This is a genomic window from uncultured Streptomyces sp. (assembly GCF_947488945.1).
Taxonomy (GTDB): Bacteria; Actinomycetota; Actinomycetes; order Streptomycetales; family Streptomycetaceae; genus Streptomyces.
Genome location: NZ_CANLBS010000009.1, coordinates 317,615 through 339,050, shown reverse-complemented (window position 1 = coordinate 339,050; position 21,436 = coordinate 317,615). Strand labels below are relative to the sequence as shown.

Here is a 21,436-nt window from a genome sequence, read left to right as displayed (position 1 = left end):
CGAGGTACAGCGACGGTACGGCGGCGAGTTACGCCGACGGGACGAGGGCGAGGCGCGGCGACGGGGCAGGCAGAGCGGCGAGGTACGGGCACGGGGGCGGGCCGGGGTCCCGCGGCGGGAGCACCCGCCGCGGGACCCCGGCCCGCCGGTCGGGTCCGGTCAGCCGCCGCACTGGCAGGGCGCGCCGGACTGGCAGCCGCACCCGCAGCCCGAGCCGCAACCGCAGGCTCCCAGGAGCGGCAGGCGCACCGCTTCCGCGGGCGCCTCGGTCGGGGTTTCGGTCGTCGGGGAGTCGGCCATGGTTCCTCCTCAGGGCATACCGCGGGCCGGCGCGCGGGGCGCCGCACACCGGCGCCGTACGCGTCGCGCGCACGGCGGGGCGTGACGTGGTCGTACCGCCCCGTCCATTGCATGCCCAGCCGGGAGGGCGCATCAACGGCGCACACGCGCAGAGCCGGGCGGGTCGGACAGAACGGGTGGGGCCTGCGGGCCGGAACCGGCCCGTGCACGCGGAGGCCCGGCCCGTCCGTGGGGACGGGCCGGGCCCGGGGTCCGGTCCGCGACGAGGGCTCCGCGGCGGTCAGGCCCCTTCGGTCTGCGTGCCGGCCTGGATCTCGTCGGCGTGCTCGCCGGTGACCAGGTAGACGACGCGCTTGGCCACCGAGACCGCGTGGTCGGCGAACCGCTCGTAGTAGCGGCCGAGCAGGGTGACGTCGACGGCGGTCTCGATGCCGTGCTTCCAGCGGTCGTCCATCAGGTGCTGGAAGAGCGTGCGGTGCAGCAGGTCCATCTCGTCGTCGTCCTGTTCGAGCTGGAGTGCCAGGTCGACGTCCTTGGTGATGATCACCTCGGCGGCCTTGGCCATCAGCCGCTGGGCGAGCTGGCCCATCTCCAGGATGGTGGCGTGCAGGTCGTGCGGGACGGCCTGCTGCGGGAAACGGAGCCGGGCCAGCTTGGCCACGTGCTGGGCGAGGTCGCCCGCCCGCTCCAGGTCGGCGCTCATGCGCAGGGAGGTGACGACGATCCGCAGGTCCGTGGCGACCGGCTGCTGGCGGGCCAGCAGCGCGATCGCGCGGGCCTCCAACTCGTGCTGCAGGTCGTCGACCCGCTGGTCGGCGGCGATCACGGTCTCGGCGAGATTGAGATCGGCGTCGAGCATGGACGTGGTGGCCCGCCCGATCGCCGAGCCGACGAGCCGGGCCATCTCGACCAGGTCGTCGCCGATCGAGTCGAGTTCCTCGTGGTAAGCGTCGCGCATGGAAGTCCCTCTCCAGTCCTTCGGGGCCGGGGTCGCTTGCCGGACCCCCACGCTCCCACGGTGCGGCGGGAACGCGTCCGGTTCCGACCGCCGAAATGAATCAACCCTTTATCCCAGGTGAACTCTGGGCGACGAGTGTTCGAGTTGACACTCGAATGGCTGGGAGGAGGGCTGAACACCCGCATAACCTGGACACATGGACGTGAACGCGGCGGTCGCCGCAGCTGCCGCGATCGCCGGTCTCGCAACCGGTGTGATCGCCATGCTGGCGTTCCGCTGGAGCGAACGCGAACAGAAACGCCCGACGCGCGCCTCCGTGCGGCCCGAGAGCGGCGCCCCGCTGCCGCCCGGGGTGGACACCGTCCTCTCGGTCCTCAGCTCCTCCGCGGTGGTGCTGGACGAGAGCGACAGCGTGGTCAAGGCCAGCTCCGCGGCGTACGCGCTGGGCCTGGTGCGCGGCGGCCGGCTCTCCGTCGAGGCCATGCTGAACATGGCCCGCGACACCCGCAGGGACGGCGAGATACGGCAGGTGGAGCTCGATCTGCCCCGGCGCGGCACCGGCCGGGGAGAGGCCCTGGCGGTCTCCGCCCGGGTCGCCCCGCTGGGCTCGCGGCTGGTGCTGCTGCTGGTCGAGGACCTCACCGAGGCGCGGCGCATAGAGGCGGTGCGGCGCGACTTCGTCGCCAACGTCAGCCACGAGCTCAAGACCCCCACGGGCGCCCTGTCGCTGCTCAGCGAAGCGGTGATGGACGCCTCCGAGGACCCCGAGGCGGTGGAGCGGTTCGCCGGCCGGATGCAGATCGAGGCGACCCGGCTCACCAACCTCGTACAGGAGCTGATCGACCTCTCGCGGGTGCAGAACGACGACCCGCTGGAGGACTCCGAGTCCGTGCGGGTGGACGAGCTGGTGGCCGAGGCCATCGACCGGTGCCGTCAGCAGGCCGGATCGAAGCAGATCACCATGGCCTCGGGCGGCACCGCGGAACTGCGGGTCTGGGGGAACCGCGGTCAGCTCGCCGCCGCGCTGGGCAATCTCGTGGAGAACGCCGTCAACTACAGTCCCGCCCGGACCCGGGTCGGCATCGCCGCCCGGCGTATCGTCGCCCAGGGCGGGGGACTGATCGAGATAGCCGTGACCGACCAGGGCATCGGCATCTCCGAGAAGGACCGTGAGCGGGTGTTCGAACGTTTCTACCGCGTCGACCCCGCCCGGTCCCGCGCCACCGGTGGCACCGGTCTCGGCCTCGCCATCGTCAAGCACGTGGCCGCCTCGCACGGCGGGGAGGTCACCGTCTGGAGCTCGGAGGGACAGGGCTCCACCTTCACCCTGCGGCTGCCGGAGTCGGGCAGCGTCAGGGAACGCACGACCGGCGGACAGCTCTTCGTCGTCCGGGACGACGACCGGCCGTCCGAGACCGACACCGATGAACCCATTCCTGCCCCGGAGGCTCTTCCGTGACCCGAGTGCTTGTCGTCGAGGATGAGGAATCCTTCAGCGACGCTCTGTCCTACATGCTGCGCAAGGAGGGTTTCGAGGTCGCCGTGGCGGCGACCGGGCCCGATGGTCTCGACGAGTTCGAGCGCAACGGCGCCGACCTCGTCCTCCTCGACCTGATGCTGCCGGGGCTGCCCGGCACCGAGGTGTGCCGACAGCTCCGCGGCCGCTCCAACGTCCCGGTGATCATGGTGACCGCCAAGGACAGCGAGATCGACAAGGTCGTCGGGCTGGAGATAGGAGCCGACGACTACGTGACCAAGCCGTTCTCCTCGCGGGAGCTGGTGGCCCGCATCCGCGCGGTGCTGCGGCGCCGCGGCGAGCCCGAGGAGGTGACCCCGGCGGCCCTGGAGGCCGGCCCGGTCCGGATGGACGTGGACCGCCACGTCGTGACGGTGGGCGGCGGCAAGGTCGACCTGCCGCTCAAGGAGTTCGACCTGCTGGAGATGCTGCTGCGCAACGCGGGCCGGGTGCTGACCCGGATGCAGCTCATCGACCGGGTGTGGGGCGCCGACTACGTGGGCGACACCAAGACCCTCGACGTCCACGTGAAGCGGCTGCGCGCCAAGATCGAGCCCGACCCGGGCGCGCCGCGCTACCTCGTCACCGTCCGCGGCCTGGGCTACAAGTTCGAGCCGTAAACCGGGCGCCGGTCCGGCCCGGCCACCGATGCGCGAAGGGGCGCCTCCGTGGGGAGGCGCCCCTTCGCGCGTGCCGGGGACGGGGCCCCGGCGGGGTCACTCGGCGGCGGACTCGGACCCGGTGGCGTCGGGGGAGGCGGACTCCGATGTGGTGGCGTCGGGGGTGGCCGACGCGTCCGCCGACTCCGAGGCGGACGGCGACGGGCTGCCGGCGGCCGAGGGCAGCGCGCTCGGACCGAAGCCCTCGAAGAAGCCGGTGGCCGGCACGACGGTGGCGCCCAGCTGGATCTCGCCGGTCTCGCTGAGGTGGAAGACCACCGACTGGACGTTGCCGTTCCGGGTGGCCTCGCGGCCGTTCTCGATCACGGCGGAGGCGTTGCCCTCGCCGCCGATGATGACCCGGCCGCCGGCCGGGATCTCGATCGGGCCGTCGCCCTTCGCGGCGTGCAGTTCCACCGGGGCGTCGGAGCCGGGCAGCTCGACCGACTGGAGCGTCTCGGCCTTGGTGCCGCCGTTGAACAGCGTCGCGGCGACCACGGCCGGGCCCTCGGCGTCGTGCTCGGGCTGCGTGATCACGTTCACGTTCTGGATCTTGATGGTGCCGACCGAGGTGGCGGCGTTGTCCGGCTTCACCTCGAGCGTCTGCGCATCGTTGCCCGCACCGCACGCGGTGAGCGAGACGATCGAGACGACGAGGGCAGTGGCGGCGAGGGCGCCGTGTCGAAGGCTGCGGCTCACGGCGGCGGCAACTCCTTGAACGTTCGGACTGCGGACTTCGGAATGTGCTCGGGTGGGGCGGTGCGGACGTACCCCGGGGACCGCGGGAACGAGTGGACGTAAAGCCGTCCTAAGGGTGTGTCAGCGGCCTTAGGCTACCGAGCCGCTGTCACCGGTCCGCACCCGACCCGCCCCAGTGGCGCCGGGGACTTCGGACGGCGGCCCGCCGCCGGACGCGGAACCACCCCGACGCGCCCGGGAGTCCGGCCGTTCGCAGAGGTCGGCGGCCGGCAGACGCGCCCGGGGCCCCAGCCGTCCCCAGAGGTCGGCAGAGGTGCGCCGCGGAGACGCGAGGGCCCGGCTCGCCGGGTACGGCGGGAGCGTCGTACCGGGGCGCGCAGGGTACGGAGGGGCCGTCGGGCGGGATCCAGCGGCGCGGTGCGGGGCCGGGCACGGGACGGCGTGCGGGCGCGACATGTGCTGTTCACATAACCCGAATGATCAATTCTTCGGGTGGGCGCATTCGCGGCGGAAAGCGAACTCGCGCCATGGCTTGATCAATTCCATTGATCGCCGAAAGTGGGATCGACCGGGTGGCCGTTCTTCGAACGGAGTAGGGAAAACGAGGGCTTCCGAACCCGACAAATCGGGATCTTTGGGCCGTCCGGCGAGGGGCCGCGCCTACGTGGCGACCCCGATTCCATTCGGCTGCACAGGGGCTCCCACCTGCGAATACCGCCTTCCGGAAGCCGTCCGCAGCACGTGCCTGTTGGTGTTGTCAAGCCCCGAGATATGCCCTGACCTGCGAAAACACCATTCAGGAGAAGCCGTTCTCGTGTTACTCTGGATAGCCACGGAAGGGGTACCTGTCACATGACGTTCAAGGTTGGCGACACCGTGGTCTATCCCCATCACGGGGCCGCGCTGATCGAGGCTATCGAAACTCGCCAGATCAAAGGCGTGGACAAGACCTACTTGGTGCTCAAGGTCGCCCAGGGCGATCTGACGGTTCGTGTGCCGGCGGACAACGCGGAGTTCGTGGGCGTGCGCGACGTGGTCGGGCAGGAAGGGCTGGACCGGGTCTTCGAGGTGCTTCGCGCGCCGTACGCCGAAGAGCCGACGAACTGGTCCCGTCGCTACAAGGCAAATCTGGAGAAGCTCGCCTCGGGTGATGTCATCAAGGTCGCGGAAGTTGTGCGTGACCTGTGGCGTCGTGAGCGTGAGCGCGGACTCTCCGCAGGTGAGAAGCGCATGCTCGCCAAGGCCCGCCAGATTCTGGTGAGCGAGCTCGCTCTCGCGGAGAACACCAACGAGGACAAGGCCGAAGCTCTGCTGGACGAGGTCCTCGCGTCCTGAACCGGTTCGTCCGGTCCGAATTGCATGTGCAGCGGTGCCCGCTGACCAGCCGTTTTCACGGTGCGTCGCCGGGCGCTGCTGCATGTCCGGACCCGGTTCGGCGCCTTCCGGAAGGCGTCGACAAGCCGTGTCACGGACATCGCATGGGGTCCGGAGGTCACTTTCCGGCCATCGCGTCCTGACGTGATGCAGCCATGTTCTTTTGTGTCCAGCCACGTCGGGGGTGCGGGCTGTCCGGGTGAGCCGGCGCTGCGACTCGCTCGACCGGGTCACGGAAGGGGTCCGGTCGGGCGGAGGCGTGGCGCCCGCTCGCTGTGGGCCCTACCCACGTCCCCCGTGGAAACAAACCTGCCGAAGCCTCGGAGTGCAACTCGATGTCATCGATGTCACCGTCGCCGGAAGATCAGCGGACGTCCGGCGGCACGCCGGCGCCCTCCGGCGCACCGTCCGGGCGCGTCGCCGCCGTCATCCCCGCCGCCGGCCGCGGCGTCCGGCTCGGTCCCGGAGCGCCCAAGGCACTGCGCGCGATCAACGGCACGCCCATGCTGATCCACGCCGTGCGCGCCATGGCCGCCTCCCGCGCCGTCTCGCTCGTCGTCGTGGTCGCCCCGCCGGACGGTGCGCCCGCCACCAAGAACCTGCTCGACACGCACGCCCTGCCCGAGCGCACCGACTACGTCGTGGTGCCCGGCGGCGACACCCGGCAGGAGTCGGTGCGTCTCGGCCTCGACGCGCTGCCGGCGGACATCCGGCACGTCCTGGTCCACGACGCGGCCCGCCCCCTGGTGCCGGTGGACACGGTCGACGCCGTCGTCGAGGCGGTCCGCGAGGGCGCTCCGGCGGTGGTGCCCGCACTGCCGCTGGCCGACACCGTGAAGGAGGTCGAGCCGGGGGAGCGGGGGAAGCCGGAGCCGGTGCTGTCGACGCCCGAGCGGGCCAGGCTGCGCGCCGTGCAGACCCCGCAGGGGTTCGACCGGGACGTCCTGGTGCGGGCCCACGCCACCGCGACGTTCGACGGCGAGGGCGCCACCGATGACGCGGGCATGGTCGAGCGGCTCGGCGAGCCGGTGGTCGTGGTGCCCGGCCACGAGGAGGCGTTCAAGGTGACCCGCCCGCTCGACCTGGTGCTGGCGGAGGCCGTACTCGCGCGCAGGAGGGCCAACGATGGCTTCTGAGAACCGTCCGGTGATTCCGCTCGTCGGGGTCGGGACCGACATCCACGCGTTCGAGGAAGGCCGCGAACTGTGGTGCGCCGGCCTGAAGTGGGAGGGCGAGGGTCCGGGGCTGGCCGGTCACTCGGACGCCGACGTGGTGGCGCACGCCGCCTGCAACGCCCTCTTCTCCGCGGCCGGACTCGGCGACCTCGGGCAGCACTTCGGCACCGGGCGCCCGGAGTGGTCGGGGGCCGCCGGGACCGTCCTGCTGGCCGAGGCGGCGCGCATCGTGCGGGCCGAGGGGTTCGAGATCGGCAACGTGGCCGTTCAGGTCGTCGGTCTGCGGCCGAAGATCGGCAAGCGCCGGGAAGAGGCGCAGAAGGTGCTGTCCGAGGTGGTCGGCGCCCCCGTCTCGCTCTCCGCCGCCACCTCCGACGGCCTGGGCTTCACCGGCCGGGGCGAAGGCGTCGCCGGCATCGCCACGGCGCTCGTCTACCGGCCCTGAACCTCCGGGTGCGGTCGGGGCCCGGCCGCACCCGGCGCGTCCCGCCCGGGCCCGTCCCCCGTCCCACCTGGCGCTTCCCCCGCCCGGCGCGCACTCGGACCGTCCGGTGCGCCGTCCTGGCCGTCATGCTCAGGGCCACGCCCCACCGCTTGTTGCACATGGGTTGCACGTACGCTGGTGTGGCGAACGGGTCGAACGACCCGGCGCGCGGGCCGAGCGCCGGTGCGCCGCACGAGGTGAGAGCGAGGGGCCGGTGGCGAGCGCGACCACGATGCCGGTGGGCAGGACGAGCGCGACCGGCCGTGCCGGTCACGGTGTGCGGGACGCGGGCGCGGCGGTCCGGGGCGACGGTTACGTGCTGCGTACCGCGACCGTCGAGGACGTCGGCGGCGCCCGTGCCGTCATGCTCGACACGGTCTACCGGGACCTCGCTTCCGGCTACGTACCGCGCTGGCACGCCGACATCATCGACCCCGAGGCCGCCTATCTGCGGCCCGCCCGCTGCACCCTGCTGGTGGTCGAGCACGGCGGCGGGATCGTGGCGACGGGCGCGGTGCGCGACCGGGGTCCGCAGGCGCCGCCCAACCCGCGGTGGGTCGCGGACCGTTTCCCCTCCGGCTCCACGGCGCAGCTCTGCCGCGTCTACGTGCGGCCCGAGCACCGCCGGCACGGGCTGGCCCGTCGGCTGGTCCGCGAGCTGAGCGCCTTCGCGGCCGCGGCGGGCGGCTACACCTCGCTGTATCTGCACACCGACCCCGCGGTGCCCGGCGCGGAGCCGTTCTGGCGGTCGCTGGCGGTCGAGGTCTGCGACGAGCGGGCGTTCCCGGGCGGCGGCCAGGGCATCATCCACTTCGAACTGCCCCTGCCGGGGCCGGTGTCCGGCGACGTGCCTCCCGCCGGCTGACCGCCCGGTTCCGGCCGCATTTTTAAATGACAATCGTTTTCATATAAGGTCGCTGCCATGCCCACGCCCCGACGCCGCCCGCTGCCCCTGGCCCTCGCCACGGCGGTCCTGCTCGTCCCGCTCGCCGCCGCCTGCTCCTCGGACGGCGGCGGCTCGTCCGCCGAAGGCGGGCGCGTCCGGGTCGTCATGGCCTTCCCGCCCGCCCAGGCCATGTCGCCCTACGGCGACGACGCCGTGACCCTCAGCCGCCTCGCGGTGGTCGAGGGACTCACCACCCTCGGCGCGAACGGCGACGCCGAGCCCTCGCTGGCGGCGTCCTGGAAGCAGGACGACGACCGCACCTGGACCTTCACCCTCCGCGACGCGCGGTTCCAGGACGGCACCGAGGTCGACGCGACCGCGGTCGCCCGCTCCCTCACCGCCGCGGCGAAGGCCTCGCCGCTGCCCCGGGTCCTCTCCGACACCCGGCTGACCGCCACGGCGCAGGCCGACGGGACCGTACGGATCGTCACCGGGGACCCCGACCCGCTGCTGCCCCAGCGGCTGGCCAACCCCTCCCTGTCGGTCCTGTCCGCAGCGGCCTACCGGGACGGCAGGGCGGACCCCGTCGGTCACGCCACCGGGCCCTTCACCCTCAGCAAGGTCGATGGCGCGGTCAGCGCCACCCTGGAGCGCAACGACCGCTACTGGGGCGAGAAGGCCGCGGCGCCCGGCGTCGACGTGACCTTCGCGGCCGACGGCACCGCCCGCGCCAACGCGCTGCGCACCGATGCCGTGGACGTCGCGGAGTACGTCCCCGTCTCCCAGGCGTCCCTCCTCGGCGACGACCTGGTCCACTCCTTCCCCTCCGCCCGGACCAACGGCATGTCGCTGAACACGGCCCACGGCGTCTTCGCCGACCCCGCGATGCGCGCCGCCGCGCGCGCGGCCGTCGACTCGAAGGCGCTGGTGGGCGGCGTGTACGAGGGCCGCGCCGACACCGCGCAGGGCCTCCTCGGCCCCGGTGTCCCGTGGGCCGCCGACCGGCGCACCGCACCCACCGGCCGTACCGCCGCCGCGCCGCCCGCAGAGGTGGCGAAGACGGGGCAGATCACCCTCGCCACCTACACCAACCGCCCCGAGCTGCCCGAGGTCGCCACCCTGGTCCAGCAGCAGTTGGAGAAGCGCGGCTTCACCGTCAAGCAGGTGGTGCGCGACTACGCCCAGCTGGAGGCGGACGCGCTGGCGGGGAAGTACGACGCCTTCATCCAGGCCCGCAACACCCTGCTGGACACCGCCGACCCGGTCTCCTACCTCGCCTCCGACTTCACCTGCGACGGCAGCTTCGCCATCTCCCAGCTGTGCGACCGGAAGGTCGACGCCGCCGTGGACGAGGCCGCCTCGCTCACGGACACCGACGCGCGCCACGCGGCCGTGATGAAGGCCGAGGCGGCGATCCTCGGCACCGACGCGCTCGTCCCGCTCGTCCACGAGCGGTTCGTGCAGGGGTACGACGGCGACCGGGTCGACGGCGTCGCCCTCGACCCGATGGAACGGACCCTGATCACCGCCGACACCCGCGTCCGCTGACCGCCGTGGCACGGGCGGCCGGGCGGCTCTGCACGCTGCTCGCGGTGGTGTGCCTCGTCGGGCTGCTGCCCTGGCTGACCCGCACCGACCCGGCGCTGACGCTGCTGCACGCCCGCTACGCGGACCGGGAACCCACCCCGGAGACCCTGGACGCCATCCGGGCCGAGACCGGCCTGGACGGCGGCCCGCCGCACGTCCTGGGCGGCTGGCTGGGGGGCGTGCTGCGCGGCGACCTCGGTGAGTCCTGGGTGTCCGGGCAGCCGGTCGGACCCGACGTCGTCTCCGCGCTCGGCGTCTCGCTGACCCTGATGGGCGTCTCGCTGGCCGTCGCCCTCGTCCTGGCCTTCGCGCTGAGCGCCACCACTCTGCGCCGGGGATCCCTGCACCGGCCCGCGGCCGCCCGCGCCGGGGTCGGCGCGGCGGTGCTGGCCGCGCTGCCGGAGTTCCTGCTGGCCGCCGTGCTGGCGGCGGTCCTCGCGGTCCGGCTCGGCTGGTTCCCGGCGATCGGCTGGGGCGGCCCGGACCACCTGGTGCTGCCCGCGGTCGCCCTGGGCCTCCCCGCGGGCGCGCTGCTCGGCCGCCTGCTGGACGACGCCCTGCCCGGCGCGTTCGCGGAGCCCTGGGCACGGGTCGCGCAGGCCGGCGGGATACCGGCCGGGCGCGTCGCCCGGCACGCCCTGCGCCGCACCCTGCCAGGTCTGCTGCCCCAGCTCGGCCTGGTCGTCGTCGGGCTCACCGGCGGCGCGGTGGCCGTCGAGACCCTGTTCACCATCCCCGGCCTCGGTTCCACCGCCCTGTCCGCCGCCCTCGCCCAGGACCTGCCGGTGCTGCAGGCCTGCGTCCTGGTGCTGCTGCTCCTCGGCGCGCTCGCCGGGCCCGCCGCCCGCGCCGGGTCCCGGCTGCTGCTCGGCCCCGCGCTCGCGGACGCGGCGCTGCCCGGCCTGGTGGCGCCGCGTCCGGCCTCACGGCGGCTGCTCGCCGTCGCCGCGTGCGCGCTCGGCGCGCTCTTCGTCGCGGTGACCGTGGCCGGGTTGCTGCGCGACCCGCTGCACGCCGACGCAGCGGCCCGGCTGCTCGGCCCCTCCGCCGCCCACCCGCTGGGCACCGACTCGCTCGGCCGGGACCTGCTCGCCCGGCTCGGCCACGGCGCGACGCGCACCGTGCTCACCGCGCTCGCCGTCTCCGCCGCCACCCTGCTGCTCGGTCTGCTGCTCGGCGTGGCCCGCGCCGGAGCGCTCACCGAGACCGCCAACGCGCTCCCCGCCGTACTCGCCGGACTGGTGGTCGCCGGGATCGCCGGCCCCGGCGCGTGGGGGGCCGCCCTCGCCGTCGCCGCCGTCGCCTGGGCCCCGCTGGCCGCCCACACCTCCTCCCTGTACGAGCAGGAGCGCGCCGCCCCGCACGTCTCGGCCGCCGTCGCCCTCGGCGCCGGCCGGTGGCACCTGCTGCGCCGCCACGTGCTGCCGGGCGTCCTGCCGCCGGTCGTGCGCCACGCCGTGCTGCGGATCCCCGCGATCGCGCTCGCGCTGGCCTCCCTGGGCTTCCTCGGCCTCGGCGGGCAGCCGCCCGAGCCGGAGTGGGGCGCCATGCTCTCCGAGAACATGGCGTACGCCGAGCGTGCCCCGTGGGCGGTCCTCGCCCCCGCCGCGGCGCTCGCCGTCCTCGGCGCGCTCGCGGTACTGACCTCGGCGGCGGTACGGGGACGCGCCCGGTGAGCCGCACGGACGCCGCCCAGGCCGCCGTACGCCCGGCGCGTGCGCCTCTCACGCCCTATCTGCGCCTGCTCGCCTCCACCCAGCTCGCCTTCAACGTCGGCTTCTACGCCGTGCTGCCCTATCTCGCCACCCATCTGGGCAGCGGCCTCGGCATGGCCGGCTGGCTGGTCGGACTGGTGCTGGGGCTGCGCACCTTCAGCCAGCAGGGCCTCTTCGTGGTCGGCGGGGCGCTGACGGACCGCTTCGGACCCCGGCCCGTGGTGCTGACCGGCTGCGTGCTGCGGGTCGCCGGGTTCGGGTGGCTCGCGTTCGCCGGATCGACCGTCACGGTGGTCGCCGCCGTGCTGCTCATCGGGTTCGCGGCCGCGCTCTTCTCGCCCGCCGTCGAGTCCGAGGCCGCCCGCGAGGCGGTGCGCCACGAGCGGGACACCGGGGCGCCGCGCGCCGGGGTTCTCGCCGTGTTCTCCGCCGCCGGGCAGGCCGGCGCGTTCACCGGCCCGCTGCTGGGCAGTCTGCTGCTCCTGCTGGACGGCGGCTTCCTGGCCGCCTGCCTGGCCGGGGCGGCGGTCTTCGTCGCGGTCTTCGCCGGTCACGCCCGGCTGATGCCCCACCGCCCCCGGGCCGCCCGCCCCGCGCCGGATGCGCGCGCCTGGCGGGAGGTGTTCGGCAACGGGCCGTTCCTGGTGCTCTGCCTCGCGTACGCCGGCTATCTGGTCGCCTACAACCAGCTCTATCTGTCGCTGCCGGCCGAGGTCGAGCGGGTCACCGGCTCGCAGGCGGCCATCGGCTGGCTGTTCGCGCTCTCCTCACTGCTGGTCGTCCTGGTGCAGGTGCCGCTGACCCGCTGGTCGGCGTACCGGCTCGCCCCGCGGACCGCGCTCGTCACCGGGCTGACGGTGGTCGCCACCGGGTTCGCCGCCGTGCCGGTGACACCGGGCGGCCCCGGCGGGCTGCTGCCGGCGGCGGCGCTCGTGGTGCTGCTGACCCTCGGACAGATGCTGCTGGTGCCCGCCGCCCGAGGGCTGGTGCCCGATCTGGTCGACGACCGGCGGCTGGGGCTGGCGACCGGGGCGATGTCGTCGGTCTCCGGGCTGCTGGTGCTCGGCGGCAGCGCCGCGAGCGGCGCGCTGCTGGGCGCGCCGGGACCGGTCCTCTGGACCGCGGCGGCAGCGGTGCCGCTCGCGGGCGCCGCGCTGGCGCTCACCCTGCCGGGGCGGCGCGTTCGGAACACCGGGCGGCCCGGCCGCCGAAATACCGGGCGGGGGCGTGGCGTTCCGGGGTAGGAGTGATCCGTACCACCGTGAGCCCGGTTACATCCGCAGCCCCTGGAGGACGTACCCCATGACCGCCGCACTCTCCGACGCGCTCAAGAACCTGCTGGACGGCCCCGTCTTCGTCAACATCGCCACCATCCAGCCCGACGGGAGCCCCCAGGTGTCCCCGGTCTGGGTGAAGCGGGACGGCGACGACGTCCTGATCTCCACCACCGCCGGCCGCCGCAAGGAGAAGAACCTGCGCCGCGACCCCCGCGTCACCGTGCTGGTGCAGCCCTTCGACTCCCCGTACCAGTACGCCGAGATCAGGGGCGAGGCGGCGCTGACCACGGAGGGCGGCCAGGAGCTGATCGACGAGCTGTCGGTGAAGTACACCGGCAAGCCGTACGCGGAGTTCAACCCGGCTTCCGCGCAGGACGGCGAGCGGGTCGTCGTCCGGATCACCCCGCGCAAGGTCGTCGGCGGCGTCTGAGACCGGGCTCCGGGAAGCGCCGGAGCGCTTTCCGGGCCCCGCCGGACGCGTGCATGCGCACAGCCGTCCGGACACCGGCGCAGAAAATCGCCCCGCGATTCCGCAGGAGTCGCGGGGCACTGGTGCGGGCCTACTACCCTTGAGGGGTGACTATTCGCCTGTACGACACCAGCGCCCGGCAGATCCGTGACTTCGTCCCGCTCACCGCGGGCTGTGTCTCGATCTACCTCTGCGGCGCCACGGTGCAGGCGGCCCCGCACATCGGGCACATCCGGTCCGGTCTGAACTTCGACATCATGCGCCGCTGGTTCGAGTACCGCGGGTACGACGTGACCTTCGTCCGCAACGTCACGGACATCGACGACAAGATCATCAAGAAGTCGGCGGAGCAGAACCGCCCCTGGTGGTCGATCGGGTACGAGAACGAGCGCGCGTTCAACAACGGCTACGACGCGCTCGGCTGCCTCCCTCCGTCGTACGAGCCGCGCGCCACCGGACACGTGACCGAGATGGTCGAGATGATGCGCGGGCTCATCGAGCGCGGCCACGCCTACGAGTCCCAGGGCAACGTCTACTTCGACGTGCGCTCGTTCCCCGGCTACCTCGAGCTCTCCAACCAGGACCTGGACGACCTGCGCCAGCCGTCCGGGGAGGGTGAGACCGGCAAGCGCGACCCGCGCGACTTCGCGATGTGGAAGTCCGCCAAGCCGGGCGAGCCGAGCTGGGAGACCCCGTGGGGCCGCGGCAGGCCGGGCTGGCACCTGGAGTGCTCCGCCATGGCGCACAAGTACTTGGGCACCGCCTTCGACATCCACGGCGGCGGGATCGACCTGATCTTCCCGCACCACGAGAACGAGATCGCGCAGGCCAAGGCCTACGGCGACGAGTTCGCGAAGTACTGGGTGCACAACGGCTGGGTCACCATGTCCGGCGAGAAGATGTCGAAGTCGCTCGGCAACTCGGTTCTGGTCAGCGAGATGGTCAAGGCGTGGCGCCCGATCGTGCTGCGCTACTACCTCGGCACCCCGCACTACCGCTCCATGATCGAGTACAGCGAGGAGTCCCTGCGGGAGGCGGAGTCCGCCTTCGCCCGCATCGAGGGCTTCGTGCAGCGCGTCACCGAGAAGGCGGGCGAGACCGTCCCGCCCGCCACCGAGGTGCCGCCCGCCTTCGCCGAGGCGATGGACGACGACTTGGGCGTCCCGCAGGCGCTCGCGATCGTCCACACCACCGTCCGGCAGGGCAATTCCGCGCTCGCGGCCGACGACAAGGAGGCCGCGGTCGCCCGCCTCGCCGAGGTCCGTGCGATGCTCGGGGTACTCGGCCTGGATCCGCTCGACCCGCAGTGGGCGGGGGAGAGCGACCGGGGCGAGGATCTGCACGGCGTCGTGGACACCCTCGTACGGCTGGTGCTCGACCAGCGGCAGTCGGCGCGCGAGCGCAAGGACTGGGCCGCGGCGGACGCCATCCGGGACCAGCTCAACCAGTCCGGACTGGTCATCGAGGACAGCCCGACCGGCCCCCGCTGGACGCTGGGACCGCGCTGAGCACCCTGAGGATCACGCGCCCCACCGGCGCGAATGTGCCGCCCGGACCTCCGGGCGGCACACTTTCACTTGTAGAAGCACGTCTGAAGCAACGAAACAGGTAGGTCATGGCCGGGAACAGCCAGCGCAGGAACCGCCGCACGTCCAACAAGAAGGGCATGCAGGTCGGCAGCGGTGGTCAGCGACGCCGTGGTCTCGAAGGCAAGGGACCGACGCCGCCCGCCTCCGCCCGCAAGGGACACAAGAAGAACCGCGTGGCCAACGCGCAGGCGAAGCAGGCCGCGGCCCGCCGTCCCGCCCCGCGCCGCGGCGGCGTCAAGGGCACCTCGGAGATGGTCGTCGGCCGCAACCCGGTCTACGAGGCCCTGCGCGACGGCGTGCCGGCCGTGACGCTCTACGTGCAGCAGTACATCGACAACGACGAGCGGGTCCGTGACGCGCTCAAGCTCGCGGGCGAGCGCGGCAACATCAACCTGATGGAGGCCCCCCGCCCCGAGCTGGACCGGATGACCAACGGCCTGAACCACCAGGGCCTCGTCCTCCAGGTCCCGCCGTACGAGTACGCGCACCCCGAGGACCTCACCGCCGCCGCGTACGACAACAACGAGGACCCGCTCATCGTGGCCCTGGACGGGGTCACCGACCCGCGGAACCTGGGCGCCATCGTCCGCTCCGTCTCCGCGTTCGGCGGGCACGGCGTGGTCGTCCCCGAGCGCCGGGCCGCCGGCATGACCGCGGGCGCCTGGAAGTCGTCGGCCGGCACCGCCGCCCGCACCCCGGTCTCGCGGGTCACCAACCTGACCCGCGCGCTGGAGGGCTACCAGAAGGCCGGCCTCACGGTCGTGGGCCTCGCCGCGGACGGCGAGCACACGGTCGAGGACCTGCCGGAACTGGGCGGCCCCGTCGTCATCGTCATCGGCAGCGAGGGCAAGGGCCTCGGCCGCCTCGTCGGCGAGACCTGCGACTACCGGGTACGGATCTCCATGCCGGGTGGCGCCGAGTCGCTGAACGCCGGCGTCGCCGCGGGCATTGTGCTCTACGAGGTGGCCCGCCGCCGCGGCTGACCACCCCCGCACGCACGCCGACGGGCGCCGGAGCACCTCGCTCCGGCACCCGTCGGCGCGTTGCCGGACACCGTCCGCCGGTACCGCGACCACCGCGAAGGGTGGCGGCCGTTGTCGCCCAGAACCCGGCGCGAACCGGCCCCACCTGCCGGAACGCAATCGGCCGCCCGGCGTACGACGTCGGGGAACCGCGCCTCCCGGGTATGCGGAACGAGTGAGTCCGGAAGGTGTTGACGGGTCTCGGACACAGAGTGCCGGTCAAGCAGTGTCCTAACCACACGTCACTCGGTTAGATGAGTGTGGACACCAGAACGCCTCGGTTCGACGACCAACCCGCCCTGAGCATGACCAAGGTGGACAGCGACCCCGCGCAGGTCATCGTCAACCACGCCAGCTTCCGGGTGCAGCTTCCCCCGGGTCAGCGCGCACGGCTGCGCGGTGCCGCGCCGGCCGGCGCCCGCATCCCGGCCATGGCCGGAGCTCCCGGCCGCCGACGGGCGCCCGTCGTGTGGAGCGGCCGGTCGGAGCCGGGCGACCCCGGGGCGAGCGGCCTGCTCCAGGCGGTGCGGAACTCCTCCGCCGAGCCGTACGCCGCCGGCGCCACCCAGGTCATCCCGCGCCTCGACGAGACCCAGCCCAACCCGGTGCTGACCGCCCCGAAACAGCCCGGCGGGCCCGGCCCGCTGCTGCCCCCGATGCGGCGGGCCGTCGGCGCGTACGACGACCTCCACGGCGACGACTACGACGCCGAGGAGACCGAGGCGGCCGACGACTCCGAGGCCCGCGAGCGCCGCTCGGCCGACTCGGTCCGGCACGCCTACTACCCGGGCCGCCGGATGAACCTCGGCGTGGTGCTCCTCCCGCTCCGCGTCTTCCTCGGCTTCATCTCGATCTACGCCGGGATGGGCAAGCTCTGCGACCCCGTCTACTTCGACGGCGGCGAGCGCGGCTCGATGGTCAAGTGGCTGAACCAGCTCCACCCGTGGGCGATGGCGGAGCCGCTGCGCGACTTCGCGCTCTCCCACCCGGTCGGGGCGGGCCTGACCATCGCGTTCCTGCAGGTGGTCGTCGGCGTCCTCACCGTCCTCGGCCTGTGGCAGCGGGTCGCCGCCGGAGTCGGCGTACTGCTGTCGGCCGCGCTGCTGGTCACCGTGAGCTGGCGGACGGTCCCCGCCTACGAGGCCCCCGACATCATCTTCCTGGCGGCCTGGAGCCCGCTGGTCATCGCGGGCGCCCCGGTCTACTCGGTCGACGGCCGCCTGGCGAGCGAGGCGTGGCGCAGGCTCGGCCCGCGCGCCGAACTGTTCGACCTGCGCCGCCGGGTGCTGCGCCGCGGCACGGTCGTGGCGACCGTCGTGGTCGGCCTGACGCTGCTCGTCGGATCGATGCTGGGCGGGGCGGTCCGCTCCACCGAGGTCGTGACCGTGCCGGGGCCGAACGACAACCCGGTCAACCAGCTGCCCGGCCGGCCGCTCCCCGACGAGAGCGGCGACGGCCGCCGCGCCTCCCGCGCCCCGCAGGAGCGCACCCCGGAGCCGACGCGCTCCGCGCCCGCCACGGCCCCGGCCGAACAGCCCGCCACCCCGCAGGCCACCGCGGGCTCCGGACAGTCCACCGGCGGCGCGCGGACGGAGCCCGCCGCCACGCAGGGCACCGTGCAGGAGGCCCCGCAGCAGCAGGAAGCCCCGGCGCCCCCGCCGGCCACCGGCTCGGGCCCGGCGACGTCCGGCTCGGCCTCCACCGGCGGTGACTCCGGTGGCAGCACCGGGGACACCGGCTCCTCCGACCCCACGGGCGGCACCACGACCGGAGGCGAAGGCTCCACCTCCGGCGGTGGCAAGAACCCGATCGGCGGCCTCCTCGGCTGAACCGGGCTGTGGCCGGGCTGGACCGGGCCGGAGGCTGTAGGGACCGGTCGGAACATCACGGAGGGGCGGTACCCGGATCACCGGGGACCGCCCCTCCGTCGTCGTGCCCCTCCGTCGTCGTGCCTCTGTCGTCTCGTGCCCTTCCGTGCGTGCGTGCGTCGGCGGGCGGGGGCCGCTGCGGACGTTGAGGGGCGTCCGGCTCAACCGCTCTGGGCGCTGAGTTCCTTGGCGGCCTCAGTGAGGTCCTTCGCGGTGTCGATGGCCCGCCAGTACGCCCCGTGGGGGAGCGGGAACCCGGCCAGCCGGCGCTCGCGGGCGAGCCGGGGGAAGGTGGTGCGTTCATGATCGCCCCGTTCGGGCAGCAGCTCCGTGAACGCGGGCGAGAGCACGTACACCCCGGCGTTGATCAGATACGGGGACGGCGGCGACTCGATGAAGTCGGTGATGTGGCCGAACGCGTCGGTCTCCACGGCGCCCCACGGAATGCGCGGCCGGGCCAGCGCGAGGGTGGCGGTGGCGTCGCGCTCGGCGTGGAAGGCGGCCATCTCGCGCAGCGAGAAGCGGGTCCAGATGTCGCCGTTGGTGGCGTACCAGGGCTGTTCCGGTTCGGGCAGCCGGGCGGCGGCGAACTTCAGTCCGCCGCCCCGCCCCAGGGGCTCCGTCTCGACCACGGTCGTGACGTTCAGGGGCAGTACGGCCGAGGCGAGCCACTCCTGGAGCACCTCGGCGAGATGGCCGCACGAGACCACGGCGTCGGTGACGCCCTCGGCGGCCAGCCAGGAAAGCTGATGGCCGATGATCGGGGTCCCGGTGCCCGGGATCTCGACCATCGGCTTCGGTCGGTCGTCGGTGTAAGGCCGCAGCCGCGACCCCTGGCCACCGGCCAGGACGACGGCCTGCGTCGGATACGTGTGCATGCGGGCACGATATGCCGTGGGCGGCCCCGTGCCCGGTCGGTTCCGGTCAGGCGAACTGGGCGACCCCGGAGGCGAACGACGTGTCGCAGACCGGGCGGGAGAAGCGATGGGCGCGGGTCGGGCCGTACTGCTCGACGGCCGCCTTGCCGAGGGCCTTGGCGATCGACATGCAGTGCCGGGCCAGCGACGGGCGCTGCTCCACGGCCCGCTGAAGGTCCGTCAGGGCCTTCCCCGGGTCCTTCTCCTTCAGTTCCACCAGCAGCTTGTCGCGCAGGACGTCCTGCGCGGCGCGGGGCTGGACGGCCTTCTTCGAGAGGGTCGTGGAGGCCGCGGTCAGCAGCGGGGATTCGTTGTTCTGCGCCGCCCACGGCACGCGGGTGACCGCGAGGGTCCCGGAGAGGACCATGACGACGGGCAGGACGAGAGCGAGAGTTCGGCCGATTCGGCGCGCGGTGTGGGTCACGCAGCGAGCGTAGCGGTCAGTGAGGAATCGGGGACATTTCGTCACTCTCGCGGGGGAAGGTTCGAGGTGCCCATTCGATTATCCGGTTGACGGTCCGGGGCGAATTGCCCGGCCTGCCGGGGTATTTGCCGGGGTACCTCGCCAACCGTCCCAAACCTCCGGCCGGTCCGTCCCCGCTTCCGGAACGGGGCGTACGCGGACGGCCCCGCACCCGTCGCCGTGACCCGGGGGGTCACGACGGAGGTGCGGGGCCGTCCGTGGAAGGCGTCGGCGCCATGCGTCCGGGGAGCGTCCGTCAGGGCCGCTCGCCGGGCGGCGGGCGTCAGTTGGTGAGGCGCTCGCCGGTGGAGGTGGCGAAGACGTGCAGCTCGTCCGGGCGCGGCACGACGTGGAGCTTGGTGCCCTTCTCCGGGACGGCGCGGCCGCCGACGCGGACCACCAGGTCCTTGTGCTCGCCACCGACCTCGGCGCCACCGTAGACGAAGCCGTCGGCGCCGAGCTCCTCGACGACGTTGACGGAGACGGCCAGGCCGGCCGGGGCGTCCGCGGAGCCCTTGGTCAGCCCGCCGGCGGCGGCGCCGCCGTGCTCCACGATGTCGAAGTGCTCGGGGCGGATGCCGACCGTGACGGTGCGGTCACCGCGGTCCGCGGCGGCGGTGAGCGCCGCGCGGGAGACCGGGACGACGCTGTTGCCGAACTTCACGCCACCGTCGGTGATCGGGACCTCGATCAGGTTCATCGCGGGGGAACCGATGAAGCCGGCGACGAAGAGGTTGGCCGGGCGGTCGTACATGTTGCGCGGCGAGTCGACCTGCTGCAGCAGACCGTCCTTGAGGACCGCGACCCGGTCGCCCATGGTGAGGGCCTCGACCTGGTCGTGGGTGACGTACACGGTCGTGATGCCCAGGCGGCGCTGGAGCGAGGCGATCTGCGTACGGGTGGAGACACGGAGCTTGGCGTCGAGGTTCGACAGCGGCTCGTCCATGAGGAAGACCTGCGGCTCACGCACGATGGCGCGGCCCATCGCCACACGCTGGCGCTGACCACCGGAGAGCGCCTTCGGCTTGCGGTCCAGGTAGTCGGTGAGGTCCAGCATCTTGGCGGCCTCTTCGACCTTCGCCCGGATCTCGGTCTTGTTCACACCGGCGATCTTGAGCGCGAAGCCCATGTTGTCCGCGACGGACATGTGCGGGTAGAGCGCGTAGTTCTGGAACACCATCGCGATGTCCCGGTCCTTCGGCGGCAGGTGGGTGACGTCGCGGTCACCGATCCGGATCGCGCCGGCGTTGACGTCCTCGAGACCCGCGAGCATGCGCAGGGAGGTCGACTTTCCACAACCCGAGGGACCCACGAGGACGAGGAACTCGCCGTCCTCGATGTCGATCTCCAGCTGATCCACGGCCGGCTTCGTGGAGCCGGGGTAGATGCGGGACGCCTTGTCGAACGTGACACTGGCCATGCTGAATCTTCTCCTCAACCGGCAGGAACGTGCCGGACGATCCGAGTAGGGAGTGGTCTGGTCCACTCGGGTGAACCTGAGGCTGACGCTACCTCGCGGTTTCGAAAAAGTCAGTAGGCGTTCGTCACCGGAATTTCACATTCGATCCCGCCCCCGCGTTGGTTACACTGCTCCGGCACGCCTCCTTAGCTCAGTTGGCCAGAGCAACGCACTTGTAATGCGTAGGTCGTCGGTTCGAATCCGACAGGGGGCTCGGTGAAACCCCAGGTCGCATAGCCTGTGACCTGGGGTTTTTTTGATCTTCTTGACCTCGACCCTACTGGTGTGTCAGCCCAGGGGTTCCGCGATGGGTCCGCCGGTGGCCGATCGGTGGCCGATCGGTGGCCAGACGTGCCAACGGCGTGCAGCGGCGGTGGCCGAGAGCGATGACGGGGGCGGGTGCGCGCCCGTCTGGTTGTTGTTCCATTCCCACCAGGCGTCGCCGCGCCTCGCGGCCTACGGAACATCGGCAACCACATCAGGGGCACGGCCATGACGATCGACGAGAGCGCGGCGGAGGATCCGGAACTCAACTTCTGGACCATGCTGCTGGACACGAACACCAGGCTCGTCCGCGAGGACGGATTCGTCTGGCGGCCGAACGCCATCTCTTCCCGCTCCGACCTGGACCTCCCCCCGGTCGTCCCTGATGACCACCGCCTGGGGTACGTCGCCCGGAACTCGGCGGCACATTCCGTGCAGCGGGTGAACACGATCCCGGACAAGCCGTGTCCGCGGTCGACGACGCCCCGTGGGTCGAAGCCGACGATGTCCAGTACCCGTCGCTCGTGGTTGGCCAGGAACCGGGGCCGGCATCCGGTCGGCGGGCTTACGGAGTGCCAGTCAACTGGACTGAGGGGTGAGAAGGGTCACTCAGGAGGGGCCTAACCCTTCCGGAATGCGCCTCTTACATTAGTGCACGTCATGTGAATCCCCAGGTGGGAAGGCATTCGAAGGCGCGGGAGTCGTGCGCGTCGGAGCCTTTGTGGGGGAGCCGTGGCGACGGGGCGATCCAGGGA

At 72.8% G+C, this 21,436-nt stretch carries 19 protein-coding genes and 1 tRNA gene; 15 read left to right on the top strand and 5 right to left on the bottom strand.

Translation table 11 applies throughout. The annotated features are described in order from the left end of the window. Positions 1–580: 580 nt before the first annotated feature. A complete protein-coding gene (phoU, locus tag Q0994_RS17610; RefSeq protein WP_299535696.1) occupies positions 581–1,258 on the bottom strand; it encodes a phosphate signaling complex protein PhoU in 678 nt (225 codons plus the stop codon). A 196-nt stretch (positions 1,259–1,454) separates the two neighbouring features. On the opposite strand from phoU, the gene Q0994_RS17605 reads away from it, so the two are divergent. After that, positions 1,455–2,717: a cell wall metabolism sensor histidine kinase WalK gene (locus tag Q0994_RS17605; RefSeq protein ID WP_299535694.1), complete on the top strand. Its 1,263-nt coding sequence runs from the start codon at positions 1,455–1,457 to the stop codon at positions 2,715–2,717. Beyond that, entirely contained in the window at positions 2,714–3,394 is a 681-nt protein-coding gene (locus Q0994_RS17600; RefSeq protein ID WP_188271409.1) for a response regulator transcription factor, read from the top strand. The genes Q0994_RS17605 and Q0994_RS17600 overlap by 4 nt, the downstream gene beginning before the upstream one ends. Before the next feature lie 96 nt (positions 3,395–3,490). Here the strand turns inward: Q0994_RS17600 and Q0994_RS17595 are convergent, their stop codons facing one another. Beyond that, positions 3,491–4,132, bottom strand: a complete 642-nt coding sequence (locus Q0994_RS17595) for a DUF461 domain-containing protein (protein ID WP_299535688.1) — start codon at positions 4,130–4,132, stop codon at positions 3,491–3,493. Between the two features lie 852 nt (positions 4,133–4,984). Here Q0994_RS17595 and Q0994_RS17590 point away from each other — a divergent pair. From Q0994_RS17590 to Q0994_RS17540, 11 genes are all read left to right on the top strand, one after another. Next, entirely contained in the window at positions 4,985–5,467 is a 483-nt protein-coding gene (locus tag Q0994_RS17590) for a CarD family transcriptional regulator (RefSeq protein WP_006380568.1), read from the top strand. Positions 5,468–5,850: 383 nt separating this feature from the next. After that, positions 5,851–6,642 carry a 2-C-methyl-D-erythritol 4-phosphate cytidylyltransferase gene (ispD, locus tag Q0994_RS17585; protein ID WP_299535670.1) on the top strand — a complete coding sequence of 264 codons (792 nt, stop codon included), beginning with the start codon at positions 5,851–5,853 and terminating at the stop codon, positions 6,640–6,642. Next, positions 6,632–7,126, top strand: a complete 495-nt coding sequence (gene ispF / locus Q0994_RS17580; RefSeq protein ID WP_299535668.1) for a 2-C-methyl-D-erythritol 2,4-cyclodiphosphate synthase — start codon at positions 6,632–6,634, stop codon at positions 7,124–7,126. The genes ispD and ispF overlap by 11 nt, the downstream gene beginning before the upstream one ends. A gap of 253 nt (positions 7,127–7,379) precedes the next feature. Then, entirely contained in the window at positions 7,380–8,030 is a 651-nt protein-coding gene (locus tag Q0994_RS17575) for a GNAT family N-acetyltransferase (protein ID WP_299535666.1), read from the top strand. Positions 8,031–8,087: 57 nt separating this feature from the next. Beyond that, on the top strand, positions 8,088–9,599 hold the full coding sequence (locus Q0994_RS17570; RefSeq protein WP_299535664.1) for an ABC transporter substrate-binding protein: 1,512 nt from the start codon (positions 8,088–8,090) through the stop codon (positions 9,597–9,599). A 5-nt stretch (positions 9,600–9,604) separates the two neighbouring features. Then, a complete protein-coding gene (locus tag Q0994_RS17565) occupies positions 9,605–11,314 on the top strand; it encodes an ABC transporter permease subunit (RefSeq protein ID WP_299535661.1) in 1,710 nt (569 codons plus the stop codon). Next, positions 11,311–12,597, top strand: a complete 1,287-nt coding sequence (locus tag Q0994_RS17560; RefSeq protein WP_299535658.1) for an MFS transporter — start codon at positions 11,311–11,313, stop codon at positions 12,595–12,597. The genes Q0994_RS17565 and Q0994_RS17560 overlap by 4 nt, the downstream gene beginning before the upstream one ends. 58 nt (positions 12,598–12,655) lie before the next feature. Continuing rightward, entirely contained in the window at positions 12,656–13,060 is a 405-nt protein-coding gene (locus Q0994_RS17555) for a PPOX class F420-dependent oxidoreductase (protein ID WP_299535656.1), read from the top strand. A 146-nt stretch (positions 13,061–13,206) separates the two neighbouring features. Then, positions 13,207–14,607: a cysteine--tRNA ligase gene (gene cysS, locus Q0994_RS17550; RefSeq protein ID WP_299535653.1), complete on the top strand. Its 1,401-nt coding sequence runs from the start codon at positions 13,207–13,209 to the stop codon at positions 14,605–14,607. A gap of 107 nt (positions 14,608–14,714) precedes the next feature. Further along, positions 14,715–15,671: a 23S rRNA (guanosine(2251)-2'-O)-methyltransferase RlmB gene (gene rlmB, locus Q0994_RS17545; protein WP_299535651.1), complete on the top strand. Its 957-nt coding sequence runs from the start codon at positions 14,715–14,717 to the stop codon at positions 15,669–15,671. Between the two features lie 293 nt (positions 15,672–15,964). Beyond that, positions 15,965–17,539 (top strand): DoxX family membrane protein, encoded by a 1,575-nt coding sequence (locus tag Q0994_RS17540; RefSeq protein ID WP_299535649.1) that lies wholly within the window; start codon positions 15,965–15,967, stop codon positions 17,537–17,539. Between the two features lie 200 nt (positions 17,540–17,739). Here the strand turns inward: Q0994_RS17540 and Q0994_RS17535 are convergent, their stop codons facing one another. The 3 genes from Q0994_RS17535 to ugpC all read right to left on the bottom strand — a co-directional run bounded on the left by Q0994_RS17535 (position 17,740) and on the right by ugpC (position 20,378). After that, the gene (locus Q0994_RS17535; protein ID WP_299535647.1) at positions 17,740–18,456 is read right to left on the bottom strand and encodes a nucleotidyltransferase family protein; all 717 of its coding nucleotides are present in this window, start codon (positions 18,454–18,456) and stop codon (positions 17,740–17,742) included. Positions 18,457–18,502: 46 nt separating this feature from the next. After that, complete coding sequence (locus tag Q0994_RS17530; protein ID WP_299535644.1) at positions 18,503–18,919, bottom strand: hypothetical protein; 417 nt, start codon at positions 18,917–18,919, stop codon at positions 18,503–18,505. Positions 18,920–19,241: 322 nt separating this feature from the next. Then, a complete protein-coding gene (ugpC, locus tag Q0994_RS17525; RefSeq protein WP_299535641.1) occupies positions 19,242–20,378 on the bottom strand; it encodes an ABC transporter ATP-binding protein in 1,137 nt (378 codons plus the stop codon). Between the two features lie 179 nt (positions 20,379–20,557). On the opposite strand from ugpC, the gene Q0994_RS17520 reads away from it, so the two are divergent. Continuing rightward, a tRNA-Thr gene (locus tag Q0994_RS17520) sits at positions 20,558–20,631 on the top strand. Between the two features lie 278 nt (positions 20,632–20,909). Beyond that, the gene (locus Q0994_RS17515; RefSeq protein WP_299535639.1) at positions 20,910–21,305 is read left to right on the top strand and encodes a hypothetical protein; all 396 of its coding nucleotides are present in this window, start codon (positions 20,910–20,912) and stop codon (positions 21,303–21,305) included. Positions 21,306–21,436: the final 131 nt, after the last annotated feature.